Annotated in this window: 21 protein-coding genes; 16 read left to right on the top strand and 5 right to left on the bottom strand. The window is 39.6% G+C overall.

Features of this window, described 5'->3' with window-relative positions; all coding sequences use genetic code 11:
* Positions 1-117: 117 nt before the first annotated feature.
* The 3 genes from ACPPVU_RS20605 to ACPPVU_RS20595 all read left to right on the top strand — a co-directional run bounded on the left by ACPPVU_RS20605 (position 118) and on the right by ACPPVU_RS20595 (position 3697).
* On the top strand, positions 118-1080 hold the full coding sequence (locus ACPPVU_RS20605) for a lysylphosphatidylglycerol synthase transmembrane domain-containing protein (protein WP_426668622.1): 963 nt from the start codon (positions 118-120) through the stop codon (positions 1078-1080).
* Between the two features lie 84 nt (positions 1081-1164).
* Positions 1165-2934: an aromatic amino acid hydroxylase gene (locus tag ACPPVU_RS20600; protein ID WP_426668621.1), complete on the top strand. Its 1770-nt coding sequence runs from the start codon at positions 1165-1167 to the stop codon at positions 2932-2934.
* 58 nt (positions 2935-2992) lie between these two features.
* Positions 2993-3697, top strand: coding sequence for an SDR family NAD(P)-dependent oxidoreductase (locus tag ACPPVU_RS20595; protein WP_426668620.1), 705 nt, complete (start codon positions 2993-2995; stop codon positions 3695-3697).
* Between the two features lie 209 nt (positions 3698-3906).
* Here ACPPVU_RS20595 and ACPPVU_RS20590 read toward each other — a convergent pair whose 3' ends face one another.
* The gene (locus ACPPVU_RS20590; RefSeq protein ID WP_426668619.1) at positions 3907-4182 is read right to left on the bottom strand and encodes a hypothetical protein; all 276 of its coding nucleotides are present in this window, start codon (positions 4180-4182) and stop codon (positions 3907-3909) included.
* Positions 4183-4283: 101 nt separating this feature from the next.
* On the bottom strand, positions 4284-4622 hold the full coding sequence (locus ACPPVU_RS20585; RefSeq protein WP_426668618.1) for a single-stranded DNA-binding protein: 339 nt from the start codon (positions 4620-4622) through the stop codon (positions 4284-4286).
* 149 nt (positions 4623-4771) lie between these two features.
* Here ACPPVU_RS20585 and ACPPVU_RS20580 point away from each other — a divergent pair, with 149 nt between their 5' ends.
* Positions 4772-5137, top strand: coding sequence for a hypothetical protein (locus ACPPVU_RS20580; protein WP_426668617.1), 366 nt, complete (start codon positions 4772-4774; stop codon positions 5135-5137).
* Here ACPPVU_RS20580 and ACPPVU_RS20575 read toward each other — a convergent pair whose 3' ends face one another.
* Complete coding sequence (locus tag ACPPVU_RS20575; RefSeq protein ID WP_426668616.1) at positions 5138-6337, bottom strand: cation:proton antiporter; 1200 nt, start codon at positions 6335-6337, stop codon at positions 5138-5140. It abuts the gene before it with no gap.
* Between the two features lie 337 nt (positions 6338-6674).
* Between ACPPVU_RS20575 and namA the strand changes: the two genes are divergently transcribed.
* From namA to ACPPVU_RS20555, 4 genes are all read left to right on the top strand, one after another.
* The gene (namA, locus tag ACPPVU_RS20570) at positions 6675-7739 is read left to right on the top strand and encodes an NADPH dehydrogenase NamA (protein WP_426668615.1); all 1065 of its coding nucleotides are present in this window, start codon (positions 6675-6677) and stop codon (positions 7737-7739) included.
* Between the two features lie 93 nt (positions 7740-7832).
* Entirely contained in the window at positions 7833-8252 is a 420-nt protein-coding gene (locus ACPPVU_RS20565) for an OsmC family protein (protein WP_426668614.1), read from the top strand.
* A gap of 148 nt (positions 8253-8400) precedes the next feature.
* Positions 8401-9780 carry a M16 family metallopeptidase gene (locus ACPPVU_RS20560; RefSeq protein ID WP_426668613.1) on the top strand — a complete coding sequence of 460 codons (1380 nt, stop codon included), beginning with the start codon at positions 8401-8403 and terminating at the stop codon, positions 9778-9780.
* A 15-nt stretch (positions 9781-9795) separates the two neighbouring features.
* Positions 9796-11127 carry a M16 family metallopeptidase gene (locus ACPPVU_RS20555; RefSeq protein ID WP_426668612.1) on the top strand — a complete coding sequence of 444 codons (1332 nt, stop codon included), beginning with the start codon at positions 9796-9798 and terminating at the stop codon, positions 11125-11127.
* A 34-nt stretch (positions 11128-11161) separates the two neighbouring features.
* Here ACPPVU_RS20555 and ACPPVU_RS20550 read toward each other — a convergent pair whose 3' ends face one another.
* Together ACPPVU_RS20550 and ACPPVU_RS20545 are read right to left on the bottom strand one after the other, a co-directional pair.
* Positions 11162-13444, bottom strand: a complete 2283-nt coding sequence (locus tag ACPPVU_RS20550) for a tetratricopeptide repeat-containing sensor histidine kinase (protein WP_426668611.1) — start codon at positions 13442-13444, stop codon at positions 11162-11164.
* Positions 13445-13629: 185 nt separating this feature from the next.
* Entirely contained in the window at positions 13630-15093 is a 1464-nt protein-coding gene (locus ACPPVU_RS20545) for a glycine--tRNA ligase (RefSeq protein ID WP_426668610.1), read from the bottom strand.
* Between the two features lie 102 nt (positions 15094-15195).
* Here ACPPVU_RS20545 and ACPPVU_RS20540 point away from each other — a divergent pair, with 102 nt between their 5' ends.
* The 8 genes from ACPPVU_RS20540 (at position 15196) to ACPPVU_RS20505 (ending at position 22836) form a co-directional block, all read left to right on the top strand.
* The gene (locus ACPPVU_RS20540) at positions 15196-15669 is read left to right on the top strand and encodes a hypothetical protein (protein ID WP_426668609.1); all 474 of its coding nucleotides are present in this window, start codon (positions 15196-15198) and stop codon (positions 15667-15669) included.
* A gap of 174 nt (positions 15670-15843) precedes the next feature.
* Positions 15844-16548 carry an ATP-binding cassette domain-containing protein gene (locus ACPPVU_RS20535; protein WP_426668608.1) on the top strand — a complete coding sequence of 235 codons (705 nt, stop codon included), beginning with the start codon at positions 15844-15846 and terminating at the stop codon, positions 16546-16548.
* A gap of 82 nt (positions 16549-16630) precedes the next feature.
* The gene (locus ACPPVU_RS20530; RefSeq protein WP_426668607.1) at positions 16631-16993 is read left to right on the top strand and encodes a four helix bundle protein; all 363 of its coding nucleotides are present in this window, start codon (positions 16631-16633) and stop codon (positions 16991-16993) included.
* 111 nt (positions 16994-17104) lie between these two features.
* On the top strand, positions 17105-17599 hold the full coding sequence (locus tag ACPPVU_RS20525) for a hypothetical protein (protein ID WP_426668606.1): 495 nt from the start codon (positions 17105-17107) through the stop codon (positions 17597-17599).
* Between the two features lie 88 nt (positions 17600-17687).
* On the top strand, positions 17688-20084 hold the full coding sequence (gene gldG / locus ACPPVU_RS20520; RefSeq protein WP_426668605.1) for a gliding motility-associated ABC transporter substrate-binding protein GldG: 2397 nt from the start codon (positions 17688-17690) through the stop codon (positions 20082-20084).
* Between the two features lie 35 nt (positions 20085-20119).
* On the top strand, positions 20120-21244 hold the full coding sequence (dnaN, locus tag ACPPVU_RS20515) for a DNA polymerase III subunit beta (RefSeq protein WP_426668604.1): 1125 nt from the start codon (positions 20120-20122) through the stop codon (positions 21242-21244).
* A 113-nt stretch (positions 21245-21357) separates the two neighbouring features.
* The gene (locus tag ACPPVU_RS20510; protein WP_426668603.1) at positions 21358-22080 is read left to right on the top strand and encodes a hypothetical protein; all 723 of its coding nucleotides are present in this window, start codon (positions 21358-21360) and stop codon (positions 22078-22080) included.
* A 27-nt stretch (positions 22081-22107) separates the two neighbouring features.
* Entirely contained in the window at positions 22108-22836 is a 729-nt protein-coding gene (locus ACPPVU_RS20505) for a DUF4397 domain-containing protein (protein ID WP_426668602.1), read from the top strand.
* Positions 22837-22864 lie beyond the last annotated feature (28 nt).

Below are 22864 nucleotides of genomic sequence, written 5' to 3'. Positions count from 1 at the left end.
ATTTAAATATTAACTGATTTGTCAATTTCTATCATCGGTGGCATAAACACATTAACCAATCGGTGAAATCATTATGACATAATCGGTGTAATCAAAAAATACCTACTTTTGCAGCCGATGACAACATTTGAAGAAACCGTAGAGGATAACCCCAATCCCCGAACCTGGAAACATAAAGTTTGGAATGTAACCAAATTACTTTTAAAGCTCGCAGTTACTTCGGTGTTGTTATGGTATGTATTTAGTAAACAGCCAATCGGCGAAATTAAAGACAGGCTTTTGCATGCCAACTATTGGTGGATGCTGGCAGCTATATTGATGTATGCCTGCTCTATGATTGCCTCCGCATGGCGCTTGCTTAGCTTTTTCAAATCAATTGATTTACGTTTAGATCCGAGGTTCAATCTAAGGCTTTATGCACTTGGAATATTTTATAACCTGCTTTTGCCAGGCGGCATAGGTGGCGATGGCTATAAAATCTACCTGCTGCATAAGCGATATAATTTGCCTGCAAAAAGAGTATTTTGGGCTATTGCATTCGACCGCCTGAGCGGCCTTTGGGCTATTGGATTGATCGTTGTTGCACTTACGTTGTTTATTCCTCAAATTCAGGAGCAAATACACATTGCTATTCCAATGGCGATATTCGTTGTTGGCTCGGCTATTTACTATATAGTAGTAAAAATATTTTTCAAGGATTTTACCAGGCATTTTTTTAAGGGCCATGCTAAAGCAGTTATCGTACAGTCGTTCCAGGTATTGGCTATTCTTTGCTTTTTGATGGGGCAAGATTTTCATGGGAAATTTGCGCCTTACCTGCTGTCATTCCTGATTTCCGCCTTAGCTGCGGTAGTGCCTATTACTTTTGGTGGCGCAGGTGCACGTGAAGCTATCTTCGCGCGTCTTTCACCCATATTTAATATGAATGTTGGTTTGGCGGTATTCCTTAGCGTATCGTTCTACCTGGTATCGTTGATCGTGGCATTATCCGGACTTTATTATGTAATTCGTCCAAGCAGGTTGGAAGAAGGGCTGCCTTCAATCGGAGAAGATGAAGCAGTTGATAAAATCAGCAATTGATTTAGACGGATTACCAACTTATCAGATCAAAAAAGCAACCAAAATTCTTAATTTTACGTTCTCTTAGTAAACCTACTGAACGTAATGAGTGATTTTAATAACCCGCAGGTTGCGGCACTACCCCGTCATTTAAAACAATTTATCGTAAATCAGCATTACGGACATTATACGCCTATTGATCACGCTGTTTGGCGCTATGTTATGCGTCAGAATTACAGCTATCTTAAAGATGTAGCTTATTACCCCTACATACCGGGCTTGCAAAAAGCAGGACTGACCATTGAAAAAATACCCAACTTACAGGAAATGAACGATGCCCTGGGCAAAATAGGCTGGGGTGCAGTTACTGTTGATGGCTTTATCCCTCCTGCTGCTTTTATGGAGTACCAGGCCTACCGGGTATTGGTAATAGCGGCTGACATACGCCAGTTAAATCATATTGAATACACACCAGCACCTGATATTATTCATGAATCAGCCGGGCATGCACCTATTATTGCGGATAAAGACTACCACGAATATTTGAGTTATTTTGGGTCGATAGGAGCTAAGGCAATGTTTTCGGCACAGGACTTTGAATTGTATGAAGCGATCAGGGCTTTATCGATCTTAAAAGAAATGCCTGATGCTGATCCTAACGAGATAAAAAAGGCTGAGGACTTACTTGCTCATCGCCAGGAAAATATGGGTGAACCGTCTGAAATGGCTCTGTTGAGCCGCCTGCATTGGTGGACAGTTGAGTACGGTTTGATAGGTACTTTAAAAAATCCAAAGATATACGGAGCAGGTTTGCTATCATCTATAGGCGAGAGTGTAACCTGTATGCAGCCGGATGTAAAAAAAATACCTTATACCATTGATGCTGTTAAGTATGCTTATGATATTACCAAGCCACAGCCGCAATTGTTCGTCACCCCAACTTTTCAAAACCTGATTGATGTACTGGAAACTTTCGCCAATACGATGTCATTCAGGGTAGGTGGGTTATATGGGTTAAAAAAAGCAGTGGAAAGCAAAAATACCTGCACGGCAGTGTATAGTTCAGGTTTGCAGGTGTCAGGCACATTTTCTGATTTTGAGAAGTTTAAGGATAATCAGCCATCATACATTAAAACTACCGGGCTAACTATTCTTTCTTTCAACAATAAACTATTAAAAGGTCATGGTAAGGATTATCATAAAGATGGATTTGGTTCACCTGTAGGAAAATTAAAAGGAGCAGCTACGGCGCTTGAAGATATGACTGCTGACGAATTAAGCCTTTTAGGCGTTGAGGCAGGCAAACAATCGGTGTTGAATTTCGAAAGCGGAATTACAGTAATCGGAACTGTTAAACATGTGCTGGCTATCGATGGCAAAAACCTGCTGATCACATTTACTGATTGCACAGTACAAGGTGAGAATCGTGAAATATTGTTCGATCCTTCATGGGGTGTTTATGACATGGCGGTAGGCGAAATAATCACATCAGTTTTTTGTGGCGCTGCAGATAAGGATGCCTATGAAGAGATTGTTTATAAATCTAACACCAATACACATCATGTTCAGTATGATGCCAGAACAAGGGAGCTTCATCAGTTATATCAGCAGGTAAGAGACCGCAGGCATACAGGCGGTGATTTTGGCTTTTTGGGTAATGTGTGGTTGCGGCTTCAAAAAAATCATCATGATGATTGGCTTTGTGCGTTGGAAATATTGGAAATATTGGACCATGAAGAAGTTGAAAAAAAATTAGCTACGGAGATCAGAACCTTCCTTGAAAATAAGGCCAAAAAAGAACCCGAACTGAAAAAACTGATCAACGATGGGCTTTATCTTATCAAACATCCGGTGGAACAGAAGTTGGTGGTTTAAGAAAATTAATATCTTAGCAAAAATTAAAATGTTCCCCCTTTAGGGGGCTAGGGGGTTTATGAATATTATAATAACAGGTGCAAGCAGTGGCGTAGGTTTTGAGGCGGTGCTTGAGCTTATACTTACCAATAAACATAAGGTGATTGCTTTAGCACGGTCTGAAAAAAAGCTGGGACGATTACTTGAAATAGCACAGGGACTAAATCCTGAATGCGAGCTTTACCCGGTAGCTTTTGATATCGTGCATGATGACTATCATGATCTGATACAATTTATCAATAGCCGTTTTGACGGCAAGGTGGATATACTGATCAACAATGCAGGGATATTAATTAATAAGCCTTTTACTGAATTATTGGAGACTGATTTTGTGGAAATGCTGCAAAGCAATTTCATCGGCCATGTGCGCATCATTCAAAGTTTATTACCGTTAATGCCTGCAGGTTCGCATATTTTGAATATCGGTAGCATGGGTGGTTTCCAGGGTAGCGCAAAATTTCAGGGATTATCGGCTTACTCTGCCAGTAAAGCGGCCTTACATACACTTACAGAATGCCTGGCACAAGAATTAGTTGAACAACAGATCAAAGTAAATTGCCTGGCATTGGGTTCGGCACAAACAGAGATGCTTGAAAAAGCCTTCCCGGGATATGAATCGCCGGTAATGGCTTTTGAAATGGGTAAATATATTGCCGATTTTGCACTTACAGGGCATAAGTTTTTTAATGGGAAAATATTGCCTGTTGCGGTAACAACACCTTAAAGTATCAACTACTTTTTTACAAAATAAAGGAAAATAAGAAAAGTCACTTCAACCTGCGCCAGCCAAAAGATAAACATCCATCTAATCAACTCATTTTTGGCATTTCGGATATCTCTGCAAAGATCATGTCCGAGACTCCTGATATCTTTCCGGACATTAGCAATGTCATCTTTTATCGCTGATTTTTTGCTAGCTACGGTCACCGATTTTTATTTCTTTAAGAAAGCTAAGACTATAGCCAAAGTTGCACCAACTTGTCCTATCCAGAATATAAACATCCACTTAACTGAATTGCTGATTTCCTTACTAAGATCATATTTAACCTTTGCAAGATCATCTTTTGTAGCTAATGTTTTAATAGTTGCTTCCACAGATCGTTCTGTTTTATTATCAATGTATTTAAAGATGGCTTCAGTTGTATCGCTACCTAATTTATCAGATAACAATTTATACAGCCTGGCAGTTTCTTTTGCTTCTAAGTACATAACAAATATAAGGTTTAGGATTTTAATTAAATAATGCAGAGACAGCACATTACTGCCCCTGCGGTGATAGGTTTAGGTATAATTATGATAAGGCTAGGTTATTATTTCTTTAGTCCGATCTTCAAAAACTCGTTCACTACAACTTCGGTCACGTAGCGTTTGTTACCGTCTTTATCTACATAACTTCTGCTGGCCAATTTTCCTTCTACAGCAATTTCATCACCTTTTCTTAGTAAATCTTCGGCCAGTTTTGCTTGTGCGCCCCACAGTACCAAATTGTGCCATTGGGTATCTGTTATTTTTTCGCCCTTGTCATTTTTATAAGTTTCATTTGTGGCGATGGCTATTTTTGCCAGCTTTTTGTTATTATCAAAACTTTTTACTTCGGGGTCCATACCCAGGTTGCCTACCAGGCGTACGCTGTTTTTTAACGTGTTCATGTGCTTTTCAATTTTTAAGTTTTTATCGATTCAATGACACAAAGTTGGCGGGCGGCACAAAATTTATTCGGTTAATAATCATTTATAGTCGACAATTTCCATTTGTAAGCGTTTGCAAACGAATAATATATTACCTACCTTTATTAAATATGAACGAAGAAAGACTTTGCCTTGATTGCGGAGAAGTACTGCACGGTCGTGCAGATAAAAAGTTTTGCAACGACCAATGCCGTAACAATTATAATAACCAATTAAATAGCAATAGCTCCAATCTGGTGCGTAACATCAACAACATATTGCGCCGCAACCGCAGAATAATAGAAGAGCTGAACCCATCAGGTAAAACAAAAACCACACGAAAGAAAATGACTTCGAAAGGTTTTGATTTTGAATATCATACCCGTACTTATCAAACGCAGAACGGTAAAATCTATCATTTTTGTTATGAATATGGTTACCTACCGCTTGATGGTGATGAAGTGCTGCTGGTGAAAAGAGAAGATAAGATCGATTGATTAGATTTTATCAGTTTTGATCTCGTTAGTTTCTTGCCTTTTACTTGCAAGCAGCCCCAGGCTCATGATGATACTGGTGCCCAGTATCACGACAAATAACAATCCGGTTTCCACTCCCTTTATTTTTAGCTGTTGAGGCAAGTTATAATATAGTAGTACGCTTACCAACCCACGAGGTACCAATACAAGTTCGGGTATCAGGTCGATTTTGGCTACTAATTTAATATACAGGAATCTGATCAGATAAATGGCTAGCAATATCGCGCCACCACTAATCAATATAGATATATTTTGTAGTTGATAAACATCCATTGAAAAACCAAACAATACAAAGAAAAATGTGCGCATTACAAATGCGCTTTCTCCCGATAGTTGCAGCAGTTGCTTTAAATCGAAAGCATATGTAGGATATAAAAAATATTTGCGGAACCACGGTATCCTGATTCTACCTGCATTATTCAGGAACAGACCGAGGGATAACACCACGATAAGTGCTGAAAGATGATAAGATTGCCCTACAGCGTAAACCAGGGTTAGTAATGAGATTATCAGGAAGAATTTGATGTGATGTTTGATATGCCCGATCAGATATAACAGGAAAACACAGGAAATTGCGGCGAATAATAATATCATCAGTAACTCAATGCCCAAACCTGCGAAGGCTGGTATATCAAATTTGGTATTATTGATAGCAAAATTGAAAAGGACAATGGCCAGTATGTCTGAGAAGGACGATTCATAAATGATAAACTCCCGCTTGGCTTTGCTAATGCCTGCTGATGATGGAATTGCGATAGCGGAACTGATCACACAAAAAGGAATTGAGTTAACAAAGCACAGGTAAAAGCTCTGGCCGGTAACATACCCGATCAGTAAAGTAACAGAAATACAACTGAGCAGTAATATAATGAGTGCTGAAAAAAAGGTCTTTTTGATAATGGCATTTTTTTGCTGACTGTATTTGAGTTCAAGTGCCCCCTCCAATACAATCAATATTATCCCCAGGGTACCAAGCGTGGGTAATATCCTGATAAAATTATAGGTTTTGAATCCAAAATAGTCCACCGCCTGTTTAATGATGATACCTAAAAAAAGTAGAAGTAATACAGCTGGAATTTTCGTTTTCCCGGCAATAAGATCAAACAGGTACGAAAAAATTACCAGTCCGCTTAAGATGATCAAGGTAGTGTACGTGGTCAAAATCGAATCGGTAATTTAAGTACAACATTATTATACTAATATATAGTAAATTTTTTGTTGAACTGAAAAGTCGTGTTAATTACGGCTCATCTAGTGTCGTGTCAATTAAGATTTGACGTTTAGCCCTGAGTCTAAAGTCTTGAGTTCTAACTAAAATAAATAGTAAAATCCGACTTATGACTTACGACTAAAGACTGTTGACTTGACACTGGTATAAATAACTCAGATATCACTTAAAGGTTCATACAAATATCACATAAATAATACCCGACTTATTTTACAAAACTATGTGGTTGCCTTAGGTGTTAGTTCATCTATATTTGCATAAAATCTACATATGCCACATCTATTCTCCCCTCTGAAAATAAAAAATATTGAACTAAGAAACCGCATTGCTGTTTCACCTATGTGCGAATATTCAAGCACTGATGGATTTGCTAACGACTGGCACCTGGTCCATTTAGGAAGCAGGGCTGTAGGCGGCGCTGCATTAATTATTACCGAGGCTACCGCAGTATCTGCAGAAGGCAGAATAAGTCCCCGTGACCTGGGTATCTGGAAAGAAGAACACATCGAAAAATTAAAACAGATAGCAAATTTCATTCATGAACATGGCGCTGTTGCAGGTGTGCAACTGGCACATGCTGGTCGCAAGGCAAGCCATAATGTGCCATGGGAAGGTGGTAAACAAATTCTTTCTGACAAAGAAAACGGTTGGAAGTCATTCGCTCCAAGCGCTGTTCCTTTTACTCCAGATGAGGAAACGCCTTTGGAACTTGATAAGGCAGGTATTGAAAAAGTTAAAGCTGACTTTAAAGCTGCGGCAGCAAGAGTATTAAAAGCAGGTTTCAAAGTGATAGAAATACATGCTGCCCATGGTTATTTGCTGCATGAATTTTATTCGCCTCTTAGCAATCACCGTACAGATGAATATGGTGGTTCATTTGAGAACCGTATCCGTTTATTGTTAGAGGTGGTTGCAGCTGTTAAAGAAACATGGCCTGCAGAAAATCCTTTATTCGTGCGTATATCATCAAGCGACTGGACTGAAGGCGGCTGGACCGCGGATGATTCAGTTAAATTGGCAACAGCGCTGAAAAACGCTGGTGTTGATTTGGTAGATTGTTCATCGGGCGGAAACGTGCTGGCCCAAATTCCTTTGAAACCAGGATATCAGGTAGAGTTTGCAGAAAAAATCCGTAAAGAAGCGGATATATTAACCGGAGCAGTGGGGTTGATTACCGAAGCTGTTCAGGCTAATGAAATTATTCAAAACGGGCAGGCAGATATCGTACTATTGGCCCGTGAAATGCTGCGTGATCCTTATTTTCCGTTAAGGGCGGCTCATGAATTAGGCCAGGAAATCAAATGGCCGGTTCAGTATGAACGCGCAAAATGGTAGCTTTATGCTTTTAAGTATAATCGTTATAAACTTAATATAGTATTACTACTAACTTAATTCCATTAGAATACATTCACTTAAAATAATAAAAACATGAAACGCACAGCAAAAGCCCATTGGAAGGGTACATTAATGGATGGTCAGGGTCAAATCACTACCCAAAGCACCACTTTGAACAATACTCAATATTCGTTTAAAACACGTTTCGCAGACGGAGTTGGCACTAATCCTGAAGAATTAATAGCTGCTGCACATGCAGGTTGTTTTACTATGGCTGTTGGTGCGGCTCTAACCCAGGCAGGTTTTACTCCGGGTGATCTAAATACTGAAGCTATTCTTGATCTCGATATGGTTGCCCTGCAAATTAACGGAATACAGCTTAACCTGGTAGGTGCAGCTATTCCTGGTGTTTCTGAAGATACATTTAAACAGATTGCCGAAGGTGCGAAAGCCAATTGTATTGTATCAAAAGCCTTGAGTGTGCCTATTACTTTAAATATTCAATACAGTTAATACTTAAATTACAACCCTCTTAGGAAAAGAGCTTTGGGCATACCGAAGCTCTTTTTTTTGTAAATTGAATTAAAAATGTAATTTTAGTATAATACTTTTAGTAATGTAAATAATATATATTTATAGTCTTATATCTAAACTGCATTGTATGATCACAAAGGGTGTCAAATTTTGGCTCTTAACGGCATTTATATTTTTATTAGCATTTCAAAGTATAGCGCAGCCAAGGCTTCCACAAGGATATTATTGGAAAAAGCTACCCAATGGCCTGGAAGTGGTGGTAATTGAAAACAGTAAGGTACCTCTGGCAACGATAGAAATTGCCGTAAAAAATGGAGCATATACCGAAGGCCCTGAGTTTAGCGGCTTATCACACCTGTTTGAGCATATGTTTTTTAAAGCCAACAAGGATTATCCTACCCAGGAAAAGTTTCTGAAACGTACACAGGAACTGGGCGCCTTCTGGAACGGAACTACCGGGGTTGAACGTGTAAACTATTTTTTCACCTTCGACAGAGATAGCCTTAAGGCCGGCCTCCAGTTTATGAATGCGGCTATCCGTTTCCCGATATATCGCGAAGAAGATATGAAAAAGGAAAGGCCCGTGGTTGATGGTGAGTTTCAGCGTGGGGAGAGTGATCCCGGGTTTCAACTCTGGTATGCCGTACAACAACATCTCTGGGGTGATCTGATCACACGTAAAAATGCAATTGGTATACACGAAGTGATCAACACCGCTACACCGGAGAAAATGATGATCATTAAAAACAGATATTATTTTCCTAATAATAGTTTACTGACCATTTGCGGTGATATAAAGCATGAAGATGCTTTTGCACTTGCTGAAAATATTTTTGGAAGCTGGGAGAACAGTGGCTTTGATCCAATACAAAAATACCCGATACCAGCTTTCAAACCGTTGGAGAAAAGCGATTATTTTGTAAAAGAGACTACTATAGCACAAACGCCGAATATGATGTTTTCGTGGCAGGGCCCTTCTTATCTTACTGACTCAGCTTCGACAGTAGCTGCTGATGTATTTTCGACCATACTCGGTCTAAACTCATCTAAACTACAGCAGGCATTGGTTGATAAAGGACTAGCATCAGGCGTATCTTTTAATTACACTACCTGTAAATATGTTGGACCTATAGATATGTTTGCTGTACCTAACCCGAATAAACTTAAGGAGTGTTATGCTGAAATAATGAACCAGGTAAGCCAGTTTGCCAACCCTGATTATTTTACCGATGAACAGTTAAACGATGCAAAAGCTATTCTTTTAAGAAACAGTATTCATAATAAAGAAAAGCCATCAAGCCTGCCCGGTCAGGTAAGTTATGACTGGTGCAGCACTTCGCTTAATTATTATACAGATACAAATGATAACTATCAAAAAGTAACCCGGGAGGATATAGTCAGATACGTTAAGAAATATATTGCGGGTAAACCAATGGTAGCGGGTTTGATCATTAATCCGGAGCTAAATAAACAACTTAACGCCGGGACATTTTTTGCAGCCAAATAACCTAACCAAATTACAATGAAAAAGAAAATATTTATACTATTTGTAGGTGCCGCATTATTCGGTATGCAATCGGCGAAGGCACAGCAGGCTTATGAAATGATGGTAGATGGGGTAAAGGTTATAGTACAGCCGAGCGGAAATGATATTGTTGAGATACAAACTGCGATAAGAGGAGGTGTGAGTAATTACCCTGCTGATAAAAGCGGTATCGAATCATTAGCAATGACAGCCTTAAGTGAATGCGGAACACTGAAACACGACAAGAATAGCTTTAAAAATCAACTGGATAAAGTAAGCGCAGATGTTTATGGCTATAGCGGCAAGGATTATTCCATTATTAAAATGAATTGCATAAAAAGCGATTTTGATGTTGTTTGGCCACTATATGCTGAGGCAATAACACTGCCCAGTTTTGACCCAAAAGAATTTGCACGCATTAAACAGGATGCTATTAATAACCTGAAAGAGACAGAAGGCCGCCCTGATGCAGCCATTGATAAATTTGCTAACAAGGTGGCCTTTGAGGGGCGTGATTATGCAAAAGACCCCGAAGGTACTGTCGATATCATTTCAAAGATCACTCCCGAAGAAGCAAAAGCCTACTATCAATCCATATTGATACGATCGCGAATGCTGATAGTGGTTGTTGCGAACCTGGATAGAACGACTATCGAACAAAAAGTGAGTCAGTTGCTTGGCACTATAAAACAAGGGGCACCTTATGAATTAAAAAAATCATTTTTCAGGGCTTATAAAAATACCTTCTCAGCCGAACCCCGAGACCTGGCGACTAATTATGTGGAAGGCATTACCAGCGGCCCTATAACCGGCACCCCTGATTTTGATGCTTTTAATGTGGCCATGCGTATATTTGCAAATCGCCATTTCCTTGATGTGCGTACTAATAATGGCTTGTCATATGCACCGCAGGCCTGGTTTAATTATGGCTCAGTATCTGTAGCCAAATTTGCAGTCTCTACCACCCAGCCAGATAAATACATTGCCGTATTTGATACATTAGTAGATAAAGTAAAAACAGAAGGCTTTAAGCCCGAAGAAGTGGCCGATATGAAAGTAACCTACCTCACAGGGTTTTATTACAGGCAGGAAACAAACAGTGCACAGGCAGCCTCGCTGGCGACAAACGAGATATTATTTAACAACTGGCGCCGCTCGCTTACCTTAGTGAATGATGTAAAAAAGCTGACTGTTGAGGAAGTAAATGATGCTTTTCGAAAATATATCGGGGATATAATATGGGTATACCAGGGCGATCCAAAAAAAGTTAATCCTTTAAATTATACTAACGGAACTTTGCATAAAGCGGATAACCCGGTAAATCAGTAGAAAAAATTGAAATCATTCAGAAGGGAAAGGAAGATCAGGATGCCAATGCATGCTCTTCTTCCTTAACTGTACCTATAGTGCCTACAGGTAAAGTAAAAAAGAATTCGGTGCCCTGACCCAGGGTGCTTTCTACCCATATTTTGCCGTTGCATTTTTCTATCAGGTCCTTGCAGAATAACAGTCCCATACCCGTACCAGATTCGTTGTTGGTTCCGGTGCCGCTATCAACTTTGCTCTTAAATAATTTATTGAGTTGCTTTTCTGACATACCAACTCCAGTATCTTTTATAGATAATAACAGATAATTATCATCCTGGTAATGGGCGGTGATTGTAATTGTATCGTCTCTTCGTGAGAATTTAATTGCATTTGTAATTAGATTACGGGTAACAATACGGACAGAGTTTGGATCTGCCGCAACCGTCATATTTTTCGAAACTTTATCTACCAGTCTTATGCCTTTTTCCAGGGCTTGTTCATGATAATTGCTTACCTCGTACGATACAACATCTTTAATAGGGAAGCTTTTTGCCGAACTGTCAAAATTCTCCATCTGGCTGTTTATCCAGAATAGCAAAGTGTCTAAAAAGTCAGATGTATATTCCAGCTTTTTTAGAGACTGCGGTATCATCTCAAGGAATTGCTCATGCGATATGGTATCGTCTACCAGAAGGCTAAAAAGCCCGCGCAGCGTGCTTAAAGGCGCCCTCAGGTCATGCGCCAGTACTGATATAAGCCTGTCCTTTAAATTATTAAGATCGTTGAGTTTTTGGGCCTGATCATTCAGGTCTCCCTTTTGTTTTATTACTTCAATGTTTTTATCTTCCAGTATAGTATTTATCTTCTGTTGTTTACGTTTGGATCTGTAATAAACAATCAGAACGGCAGCCATTCCTAAAATAATGATAAAGAATATAGCACTTAAAAGTCCTTGTCTTTGTATCTTTTGTTGGTAAAGATCGTCCTGTCGCTGATGTTGCGCGGCCAGTAATCTTTGCTTCTCTGCAAAATCAGATTCAAGATTATAAGAAGTTAATTTCTGAACACTTTCATCACTCTTTAAGCTATCTTTTAATCCATTGTATACTTTTTGTTCTTTAAATGCTTCCTGAAATCTGCCTAATCCACCAAGAGACTCACTTAATTGCAATGTAGCATTAGTTCTGTTAGATAAGCTACCTAATTTGTTTGCCAGATCCTGGGCTTGTAAAGCATATTTGTAGGCCTTTTGATAGTCCTTTTGCATATTATATACTGTCGCATAATTGATATAAGCAACGGCTTTATTATAGTCGATCTTCGAATCATTTGCAATTTTTAGTGCTTCAGCAAGATAGTTTAGCGCAACATCATATTGTTGTTTATAAGCATAGCAAAGGCCAAAATCGGAGGCTAATAAACTAAGGCCGTTCTTGTCATCCATTTCCCTTGTTAGCTTCATTGACTTATTAAGGTAAACAAGGGCCTGGTCATATTTTTTCTCGGCCATCAATATTTCACCTATATTTTCATAGGCGGTACTTACACCCATAACATTCTTTGATTCTTCCCATATTTTTACCGCACGTTTATAATATTCCATTGCCTTGGGATATATCTCCATTTCCTTCATTTCTTCGCCGATGTTATTATAATCAGCTGCTGAAGAGACCCGGTCATGCAATTTAATATTAAGGGAAAGTGACTTAAAGTAATTATCAAGGGCATATGACGACTTTCCGATATTATCAGAAACCATACCCATATTGTGATAGCTTTTGGCTATCCCATTCTCATCCTTAAGCCACTTGAATATATCAAGGGCTTGTTTAAAGTAACCCGAAGCGAGTTCATAATCGGCAAGATTATTATACATACGGCCTATTTCAATATAACAGCTTCCCAGGCTCGCCTGATTCTTCATGTTAACATATAATAGTTTTGCCCCTGTAAAATTCTCTTTAGCTTTGTCGTAATCGCCCTTCGATACATATACTCTCGCGGTTGAGAGCATTCCATCGGCAATACCCTTTTTATATTTTATGGCTAATGATCGTCCTATGGCCATTTTACCATAATATAAAGTACTATCGGGATTTACGTCAATAAACTCGGAAGCTAATTTGTTTATACGGTTAATGGTTACAGTATCAGTGGGGTTATCTTTGTTGGCAAGTGTACTGGCTAATAACGTACGTAGACTGTCAACCTTGAAATTAGCCAGGTTATATGCACCTGAATAATAAGACGCATTATTAGCGGCCGATGCCGTTAGCCCGGTTAGCAAAAAGATTAACGATAAGGTAGATATTATTTTTTTGATACCTGATAAAAACATTGAATACAGTTAAAGCCGCCTGACCATAGCAAAAAAGGCGTTAATGGTATTCTAACAGCCTTAAATGCATTTACTTATGACTTATACGTAAAGAAGGGGTGTTTTTGTTATAGGGCACTATGAACAAATAAAAAACCCGTTCAATTTTACTTAAACGGGCTTTGTGTATCGAATAAATTCTTTTTCTATTTTGAAAGCACATTTTTCCAGCTCACCAGGTCGCCAATGATCTTTTCAAGCTGATCAGAAGGTACGCGTTCCTGTTGCATGGTATCACGGTAGCGGATAGTTACGGTGTTATCTTCCAATGTCTGATGGTCAACAGTAATGCAAAAAGGTGTTCCGATAGCATCCTGGCGACGATAACGTTTGCCAATGGCATCCTTTTCTTCGTACTGCAGGTTGAAATCTACCTTTAGCTTGTCCATGATCTCACGGGCTTTTTCGGGTAATCCATCCTTTTTGGTCAGCGGGAAAATGGCTGCTTTAACTGGTGCCAGGCAGGGGTGAAGCCTTAATACAACACGACTATCTTGTTTCTCGTCAGTGCTCAGGTCTTCTTCCTCGTAAGCATTAATCATTGTGAGCAGGAACATACGATCCAAACCGATTGATGTTTCTATTACATAAGGAATATAATTTTGGTTGATCTCGGGATCGAAATACTGCAGTTTTTTACCTGAGAATTTCTGGTGCTGGCTAAGGTCGAAATCGGTACGGCTATGTATACCTTCTACTTCCTTAAAGCCAAATGGGAATTCGTATTCAATATCAAAGGCAGCATCGGCATAATGTGCCAGCTTAGTGTGCTCGTGATAGCGATATTTTTCGGGGCCGGTACCCAAAGCAAGATGCCATTTCAGGCGCATCGTTTTCCAGTGCTCAAACCATTCTTTTTGAGTGCCAGGGCGAACGAAGAACTGCATTTCCATCTGCTCAAACTCGCGCATACGGATAATAAATTGCCTGGCTATCACCTCATTACGGAATGCCTTTCCTATTTGTGCAATACCGAAAGGGATTTTCATCCTGCCTGATTTTTGCACATTCAGATAATTCACAAATATGCCCTGTGCCGTTTCCGGACGCAGGTAAACTACATCTGCATCATCAGCTACAGCACCCATTTGTGTACTGAACATCAGGTTAAACTGGCGCACATCTGTCCAGTTGCGGGTGCCGCTCACCGGATCTGCTATTTCATGTTCAATAATGAGTTCTTTTAAGCGTGGCAGGTTGTCACTTTTCAGTGCTTCGTCCATATCATGCTGCAATTGTTCTGCTTTATCTGTTTTGCCATCTTTGTCATAGCGATCTATCTTATCCTCTAATAATTGATCGGCACGGTAACGCTTTTTTGAATCTTTATTGTCGATCATAGGATCGCTGAAACCATCCACGTGACCGCTCGCTTTCCATATTTTTGGGTGCATAAATATGGCCGAATCGATTCCGACAATATTATCGTTCAATTGCACCATTGACTTCCACCAATAGGTTTTGATGTTGTTTTTCAGTTCGGCGCCATTTTGGCCATAATCATAAACTGCGCTCAGCCCGTCATATATCTCGCTCGAAGGGAAAACAAAGCCATATTCTTTAGCGTGCGATATTACGTTCTTAAAAAGTTCGTCGGTGGAATTACTCATAATAGCGCAAAGATATATTTTTTTGATTTCGGATGTCGGATTTTCGATTTCGGATTTATTTTATGCTTTTATCGGTAACTTTATATTATCAATTGACCGATTATGAAAGGGTTACTGTTTGCAACTCTCTGTTTTTATGCTCTTGCTGCTACCGCACAAAGTAAAACAGGAGAGGGGAAAGAACTCAACATATATGCGCGCGATGGCAAAACAGTAATAGCGAAGGTAATTGTCAATTCACCGGCTTCAAGCAAATTATTTCTTATCAAATCGATCCAGAAAAAAGATAGTGCAAATAATTATGTCACTACCTTTTATTTGGGGAATAAGGAGGCAGGCCCGTTACTGGACACACGAATATTACTAAAATTCAGTAAACCTGTTATTTCTGTTACACCATCTTTTTCCGCTGCATTTCATAATATGGATGGACTCGCCGAAGATCATAATACCTACGTATTTAAAGCCGGACGTTTAGAGCGGGATGCCGGGAGTGTGATCGTGATCTCGTTTGTAATTAAAAGCAAGGATAGGGTTATTACAGAAATGTCCGGTTTGGATGGGATAATACCTTGAATTTTTCTTGTCTGAACCGCTGATTCAAATGATTTCCCTGATTTCGCAGATTATAATAATTAATCAGTGTCATCTTTTAATCAATTAATCAATAAAATCTGTGATTCAGACCTCTGATAAATTTGTCTCAAATCTCCTATCCCAAATCTCAAATCTAAAATTTACATTTGAAGCATGAGCATCAGCGTTGAATCATTGACCAAAATTTACGGCCCGCAAAAAGCTGTTGATGGTATTTCTTTTACTGCCTCGCCGGGTGTATTGGGTTTCCTTGGGCCTAATGGTGCAGGTAAATCCACTACGATGAAGATACTTACAGGTTTCATCCCGCAGTCATCTGGTAAAGCTTCTGTATGTGGCTTTGACGTGGAAACGCAGGCTTTGGAGGTGAAACGTAATATTGGTTACCTTCCAGAAAGCAACCCATTATATCAGGATATGTATGTGAAGGAATCCCTGGCGTTTATAGCCAATATCCACCAGATCGATCAGCCTGAAAAACGTATTAATGAAGTTATTGAACAAACCGGGCTTACACCTGAGCAGCATAAAAAGATTGGTCAGCTATCAAAAGGCTACAAGCAGCGTGTGGGTTTGGCGCAGGCTATAATACATGATCCGCAAGTGCTGATACTGGATGAACCAACCTCTGGTCTTGACCCAAACCAGTTGATTGGTATACGCCAATTAATACGCGACCTGGGCAAAACTAAAACTATTATTCTTTCAACCCACATTATGCAGGAGGTTGAAGCCGTATGCAGCCAGGTGATTATTATTAATAAAGGTAAAATTGTAGCTAATGATTCATTGGATGGACTGCGTAATAAGAATGGCGGGAAATCGTTGGAGAATATATTTATTGATCTGACTAACTAATAGGTGTTGTAGAAGTTGTAAATGTTGGAATGGTTGTAGGAGTTTTGATATTATTTTTAAATAATTACAATCAGTTATGCCAATGAACAGCTTTGAAGACCTTGAAACCTGGCAAAAATGCCGGCTACTTAGGATTGATATTGCTTTATTACTTAAGCAATTTCCGGATGAAGAAAAGTATAGATTAATTGATCAATTAAAGCGAGCTTCAAGATCGGTAACAGCAAATATTGCTGAAGGACATGGAAGATTTCACTATCAGGATAATTTAAAGTTCTGCAGGAATGCCCGTGGCTCATTAAATGAAATACTTGACCATTTAATTTGTGCCCATGATGAATCGCTTATAACAAGTCAACAATTACAGGATATGAGAACAAAGTATAACGAATGCTATCGTTTACTTAATGGATATATTGCTTTTCTAAGTAGGAAAAAAGAATAAAATATTTGTCCGCTCTAACTTATCACAACATCGATAAATCACTCCCGTTATTATGATCACGACATTATAACTTTTACAACCTTTACAACAACTACAACACTTACAACCATAATGAAACAACTATTACTTCCCCTATTCCTTTTCTGCACTTTTAAAATCTACGCCCAAACCGAAATCACCAAAGCGATCAGCACCGGTTTTGAATTAGCTATCCCGGCAAATTCAGTTTATAATGTTGGAACTGGGTTCTCAATAAAAGGTGAGCTGCCAATAGTAGCCCCCGTTAGTTTAACATTGACGGCCGGATTTACTGCTATGTTTTATAAAAGTAACTTATTCAACTCGTCCCGTACGCCGGGAACTGCAGGGTTTATACCATTAAAGGCAGGTATCAAATACTATTTTAATAAAGGTGTTTATGCCGAAGGAGAAGCAGGCACAGCAATTGAAACTAACTATGAGAAACAAAGTGTATTCGCATTTTCCATAGGGCCGGGTTTTATTGTTCCGGCAGGGGAGGACAGTGGGGTGGACATCAGTTTTAGATATGAAGACTGGGCCAACAAGCTAAGACAAACAGCCATTCGCATAGCTTATCGCTTCTGATAATCATGCAATTTTTAAACTTTTTCAATCCCTTTTTGCATTAGCGAATATTGTTGTATTTTCGGCAGCTAAGATCCCCTTCATTATAGTGTATAGCATCTTAAAGAAAGAAATTACCTCATACCTTAGTTCGCTGGTAGCCTATGTTACCATTGGTGTGTTTTTATTAGTGCTGGGATTGTTCCTCTGGGTATTCCCTGACTCCAGTATTTTGGATTATGGTTACGCCAGCCTGGATAGCCTGTTCAGCACTGCGCCTTATCTTTTTATGTTCCTGATCCCGGCCATTACCATGCGCTCGCTGGCTGAAGAACGGAAAGAAGGCACGTTTGAACTACTACTAACACGTCCGCTTACCGATTGGCAAATCATATTGGGTAAATTTTTTGCCTGTGTGCTGCTGGTGCTTTTTGCGTTGATACCTACGCTGGTTTACTATTATTCAGTTTATATGCTGGGTACGCCGCAAGGTAATATTGATACCGGGGCTGTTATAGGCTCCTACATAGGTTTGTTTTTGTTAGGGGCGGGGTTTGTAGCCATAGGTTTATTTGCCTCATCCATCAGCAAAAACCAGATCATTGCCTTTACTATCGCGGTTTTTGTTTCCTTTTTTGTTTACAGCGGGTTTGATTCGTTAAGCACGCTGCTTTCGTTACAGAACCTTGGTTTGCAGCATTTGGGTATTACAGAGCATTATGCATCAGTAAGTCGTGGGGTATTGGATACACGTGATCTGGGATATTTTGTATGCCTCAGTGGTTTGTTCATCTGGTTTACATTATTTGTGATCAAAATACAAAGACAAAAATCGGCAAATCAGAAAGGAATGTTAGGTGGATTAGCAGTGATCATTATTGTAGGCCTGATATCATCCTATGCGTTTACCAGGTTTGATTTTACCAAAGAGAAAAGGTTCACTATATCTAAAATAAGCCGTGGCCTATTGGATAGTCTTCCTAAGGGCGTTAAGGTAACCGTTTATTTGCAGGGCGATAATTTCCCGGCTGCGTTTAAAAGATTACGGGGCGCCACCCGTGATATGCTAAATGACCTTCAGGCATATAGTCATGGTAAATTGCAATTTGATTTTACTGATCCTTTAAAAGGGTTAGCCGGTGATCAGCAGCAGCAAGCTATACAGGATCTTGGAGAAAAGGGGATAGAACCTACTAATCTGAGCGAAAAAACAGATAACGGACTGACACAAAAGCTCATTATTCCATATGCAATGGTATCCTCTGATGGGAAACAAATAGCGGTGAAATTATTACTGAACCGCATCGGTTTATCGCCTGAGGAGCAATTGAATAATTCTATCCAAAACCTGGAATATGCTTTTTCATCAGCCATTAAAAAAGTAACAACAGGAGGGAAGCCTGAAGTTGGCTTTACCGAAGGGCATAATGAATTAAGCGATGCACAGCTAAATGACGGCATGAAATCTCTGTCCGATGGTTATGCGGTAGGCCGGGTTGATCTGAAAACCATACCTTTTGCTGAATTGGTAAAAGTAAAGCTGCTGGTTATCCCAAAACCTGATAAACCATTTACTGAACTCGAAAAATTCAAGCTTGATCAGTATGCGATGCGAGGGGGCCGGCTGCTATGGACTATTGACCAGGTAAGCGCCGAACTGGATAGCCTTCGCGGACATGGTGGAGATCAATTAGCATTCAATAAACAATTGAACCTGGACGATATATTGTTTGTATACGGCGTGCGTATTAATTACGACCTGGTTGCCGACATGAACTGCTCGCAAATACCGGTGGCGACAGGTAACGTAGGCGGACAGGCACAAATACAAAACGTACCCTGGTTATTTTACCCGGTATTGATACCAACATCAAAAAACCCGATAGTAAAAAACCTGGATGGCATTCATACCGAATTTATCAGCACTATTGATACTATCGGAGAAAAGGGTATTGAAAAAACTGTTTTGCTTAGTTCGTCGCCTTATAATAAGAAATTTAATACGCCTTACCAATTATCATTACAGATGCTGGAGCAGGAACCTGATCCAAAGACATTTGTAAATCCACCTAAAACTGTGGGTGTACTATTAGAAGGCAAATTTAAATCTGACTTTTTGAACAGGCCGCAGCCCGAAGGTTTGACTGAAAAGATCGAATCGTTGTCCGAAAGCAAACGTACCAAAATGATCGTGATCAGCGATGGTGATGTATTCAAAAACCAGGTAGGTAATGATGGCTCAGCGTACCCGCTGGGATATGATCATTTTACACAGCAAAGCTACGGGAATAAGAACCTTTTATTGAATATTGCCGACTATATGACCGACGATTCGGGCCTGATTGGATTGCGTACCAAAGAGATACAGATACGCCTGCTTGACCGCGCCCGGATACGCAGCGAAAAACTCTACTGGCAGGTTATAAATAATGTTATTCCTTTGGCATTTGTGTTAATATTTGCTATTTTTCAACATTATATCCGTAAGCGGAAGTATGCTCATTAAATTTTATACTTTTGGTTGATTAATACTATTTAAACATGAGATTTATAGTTTCAACATCCACATTACTCAAGCAATTGCAGTCTGTGAGCGGTGCTTTAAGCAACAGTACGGTATTACCTATACTGGAAAACTTTTTGTTCGAGATAAAGGATGGAAACTTGACTATTTCGGCTACGGATCTGCAAACCAGCATGACCACGTCCTTAACTGTTGAAGCAAAGGAAAATGGCCGCATAGCAATACCATCACGCATTTTACTGGACACCCTAAAATCATTACCCGAGCAGCCTATCGCTTTTAATATTGACGATAATACATTTGCTATAGAAATAAGCGCAGGGGATGGTAAATATAAACTGAGCGGTGAAAATGGCGAGGACTTTCCGAAGATACCCGTTGTTGAAAATGCATCATCAGTGAACCTTCCCGCATCGGTTTTAGCCGAGGCTATTAACAAGACTATTTTCGCTGTTAGTAATGACGAGCTTCGTCCGGCTATGACAGGGGTCTATTGCCAGTTGTCTACATCTTCTTTAACTTTTGTAGCAACGGATGCCCATAAATTAGTGCGTTACCGCCGAAAAGACGCAAAAGCAGCAAGCACAGCATCCTTTATTTTACCAAAAAAGGCGTTAAATTTGCTTAAATCGGCTTTGCCCTCAGAAGATATCAATGTATCTGTTGAGTATAATAGTACAAGTGCGTTCTTTAAATTTAGCAATATCAACCTGGTTTGCCGTTTGATAGATGAGCGTTATCCTGATTATGAAGCAGTTATTCCTCAGAATAATCCGAATAAACTGACTATAGACAGGCAGTCATTTTTGAGCTCACTCAACCGTGTAGCTATATATGCTAATAAAACCACACACCAGGTTAGGTTAAAGATCAACGGAAGTGAATTAAATATTTCATCAGAAGATATTGACTTCGCTAATGAGGCGCATGAGCGTTTAACCTGTCAGTATGATGGCGAAGATATCGAGATCGGCTTTAATGCACGGTTTTTGATAGAAATGTTAAAGAACCTGAGTTGTGAAGAGGTGATGCTTGAAATGTCGACCCCTAACCGCGCAGGATTATTGTTACCGCAAAACGGCGATGAGAACGAAGATGTGCTGATGTTGGTGATGCCGGTAATGCTTAATAGTTATGCTTAAGTTGTAAACTTAAATTATAAATCCAAATCCAGAGTCCGGTGTACAAACCGGACTTTTTTGTTCGACACAATAACAAAACCGATTATAAGCAGTTATTATTGCAATTAGTTAATATGATTATAAGGTTATTAGCGCTGCTAAGCATTGTTTTTATTTTAGGTTTATCATCCTGCAAAAAAAATAATGACGCGCCTACGATTAAAACCACCGACACTCTGATGGTGATTAATGCATCCGCAGATACGGTTAATTTCTACCTGAATGGCACCCGGCTGGATAATAATACAGATTTGTCCCCCGGTATTGCTTCAGTTTATTATCCTGTTCCCTCCGGTGCGCAGACTTTCCAGATAAAAAAGAAGTTTGACCCAATAACCAGTGTAGTACAGCCACTGTTCAGTATAACATCCCCGGCAGATGGTCATCCGTATCATTCATTATTTGTAGTGGATGAAACCCAGGCAAATGCGTTTTTTACTGTAGATACGCTGGCATTCCTGGTTGATACAAGTACAATTAATACAACATGCTATGTGAGATTTGTAAACGCATCCGTAGATGCTGGCAGTTTGGATTTTGCGGCGAATAGTACAAAATTTAGTGACCAGGCATTTAAAACGGGTAGCGGCTTTAAGCATGTCACTGTAAGTGCCAGCACAGATACCCTTGCGACGATCAACGTATATCATGCAGGCCAAACCACGCCGATCATAAGCGGGCATTATTCATTAATTCCGGGCAATGCATATACTTTTTGGACACAAGGGAAGTTAAATGGAACTGGTAATTTGATATTTAGCGTAGAAGCTACAATAAATTCTACCGGGATACAATAAATTGTACTTACTAACTATGAATTGAAAATGTATAAAAGGCACAATAACAGTTTATTGATTTTTCTTTTTTTATTTGGCGTTGTGTTTGTAGTGATGCCGTTTATTTCGTCATGCGGTAAAAGTGGAACTACAGGCCCAAGCTCGAATATAGAATACCAGATCATAAATGTAAGCCCCGGCCTGGGTTCAGTCGATCTGTATGTTAACTACATCAAAGTAAATACATCATCTTATTTTTACCCAACACCTTCAGGATATTTTTTTCTTAATTCAACCCAATTGCCTTTCCAGATAAGGCCGGGTACTACTTTAGTGCCGGGTACCCAAACCTCAAGTGCTAATTATTTTACCCTGAATGATACATTGAAACCTAATACAAGGTATACACTTATACTAACAGGTATAAAACCTGATAGCACTTATATTTTTCTGACGGATACTTCTTCGTCCCCAAGCCGCGGTAGGGGTAAGATACGGTTTGTCAATGCCTCTCCGGGCTCAACCGGCTTTGATATAACGGCAAATGATACTTCCCTTTTTTCAAATATAGCTTATACCAAATACTCTGCTTATAAAGAAGTGCCTGCCGGCACGTACGAGTTTAAAATGTATCCTACCGGCACCGCTACACTTTTAAGAGATGTACCTAATGTGACTATACAGGATGGGCGATTATACACTCTTTATTGTTATGGACTGGCAAGCCACACTGCCGATACCCTGGCTTTTAGTTCAGGTTTTATTACCAACAAGTAATCCGGGTTTTATTTATATTTTTGGCAAA

Source organism: Mucilaginibacter sp. McL0603, assembly GCF_049992945.1.
GTDB lineage: Bacteria > Bacteroidota > Bacteroidia > Sphingobacteriales > Sphingobacteriaceae > Mucilaginibacter.
Note: the sequence above shows the minus strand (reverse complement) of the source record. Positions and strands in the feature narration are given on the sequence as shown.

Bases quoted from the DNA above. Each gene is read 5' to 3' on its own strand.
- ACPPVU_RS20560 (WP_426668613.1), top strand. From the start codon at position 8,401: ATGATCACAAAGGGTGTCAAATTTTGGCTCTTAACGGCATTTATATTT.
- ACPPVU_RS20580 (WP_426668617.1), top strand. From the start codon at position 4,772: ATGAACGAAGAAAGACTTTGCCTTGATTGCGGAGAAGTACTGCACGGT.
- ACPPVU_RS20540 (WP_426668609.1), top strand. From the start codon at position 15,196: ATGAAAGGGTTACTGTTTGCAACTCTCTGTTTTTATGCTCTTGCTGCT.
- ACPPVU_RS20585 (WP_426668618.1), bottom strand. From the start codon at position 4,622: ATGAACACGTTAAAAAACAGCGTACGCCTGGTAGGCAACCTGGGTATG.
- ACPPVU_RS20565 (WP_426668614.1), top strand. From the start codon at position 7,833: ATGAAACGCACAGCAAAAGCCCATTGGAAGGGTACATTAATGGATGGT.
- ACPPVU_RS20535 (WP_426668608.1), top strand. From the start codon at position 15,844: ATGAGCATCAGCGTTGAATCATTGACCAAAATTTACGGCCCGCAAAAA.
- ACPPVU_RS20545 (WP_426668610.1), bottom strand. From the start codon at position 15,093: ATGAGTAATTCCACCGACGAACTTTTTAAGAACGTAATATCGCACGCT.
- ACPPVU_RS20505 (WP_426668602.1), top strand. From the start codon at position 22,108: ATGTATAAAAGGCACAATAACAGTTTATTGATTTTTCTTTTTTTATTT.
- ACPPVU_RS20605 (WP_426668622.1), top strand. From the start codon at position 118: ATGACAACATTTGAAGAAACCGTAGAGGATAACCCCAATCCCCGAACC.
- ACPPVU_RS20600 (WP_426668621.1), top strand. From the start codon at position 1,165: ATGAGTGATTTTAATAACCCGCAGGTTGCGGCACTACCCCGTCATTTA.
- ACPPVU_RS20595 (WP_426668620.1), top strand. From the start codon at position 2,993: ATGAATATTATAATAACAGGTGCAAGCAGTGGCGTAGGTTTTGAGGCG.
- dnaN (WP_426668604.1), top strand. From the start codon at position 20,120: ATGAGATTTATAGTTTCAACATCCACATTACTCAAGCAATTGCAGTCT.
- namA (WP_426668615.1), top strand. From the start codon at position 6,675: ATGCCACATCTATTCTCCCCTCTGAAAATAAAAAATATTGAACTAAGA.
- ACPPVU_RS20510 (WP_426668603.1), top strand. From the start codon at position 21,358: ATGATTATAAGGTTATTAGCGCTGCTAAGCATTGTTTTTATTTTAGGT.
- ACPPVU_RS20550 (WP_426668611.1), bottom strand. From the start codon at position 13,444: ATGTTTTTATCAGGTATCAAAAAAATAATATCTACCTTATCGTTAATC.
- ACPPVU_RS20525 (WP_426668606.1), top strand. From the start codon at position 17,105: ATGAAACAACTATTACTTCCCCTATTCCTTTTCTGCACTTTTAAAATC.
- ACPPVU_RS20555 (WP_426668612.1), top strand. From the start codon at position 9,796: ATGAAAAAGAAAATATTTATACTATTTGTAGGTGCCGCATTATTCGGT.
- ACPPVU_RS20590 (WP_426668619.1), bottom strand. From the start codon at position 4,182: ATGTACTTAGAAGCAAAAGAAACTGCCAGGCTGTATAAATTGTTATCT.
- ACPPVU_RS20530 (WP_426668607.1), top strand. From the start codon at position 16,631: ATGAACAGCTTTGAAGACCTTGAAACCTGGCAAAAATGCCGGCTACTT.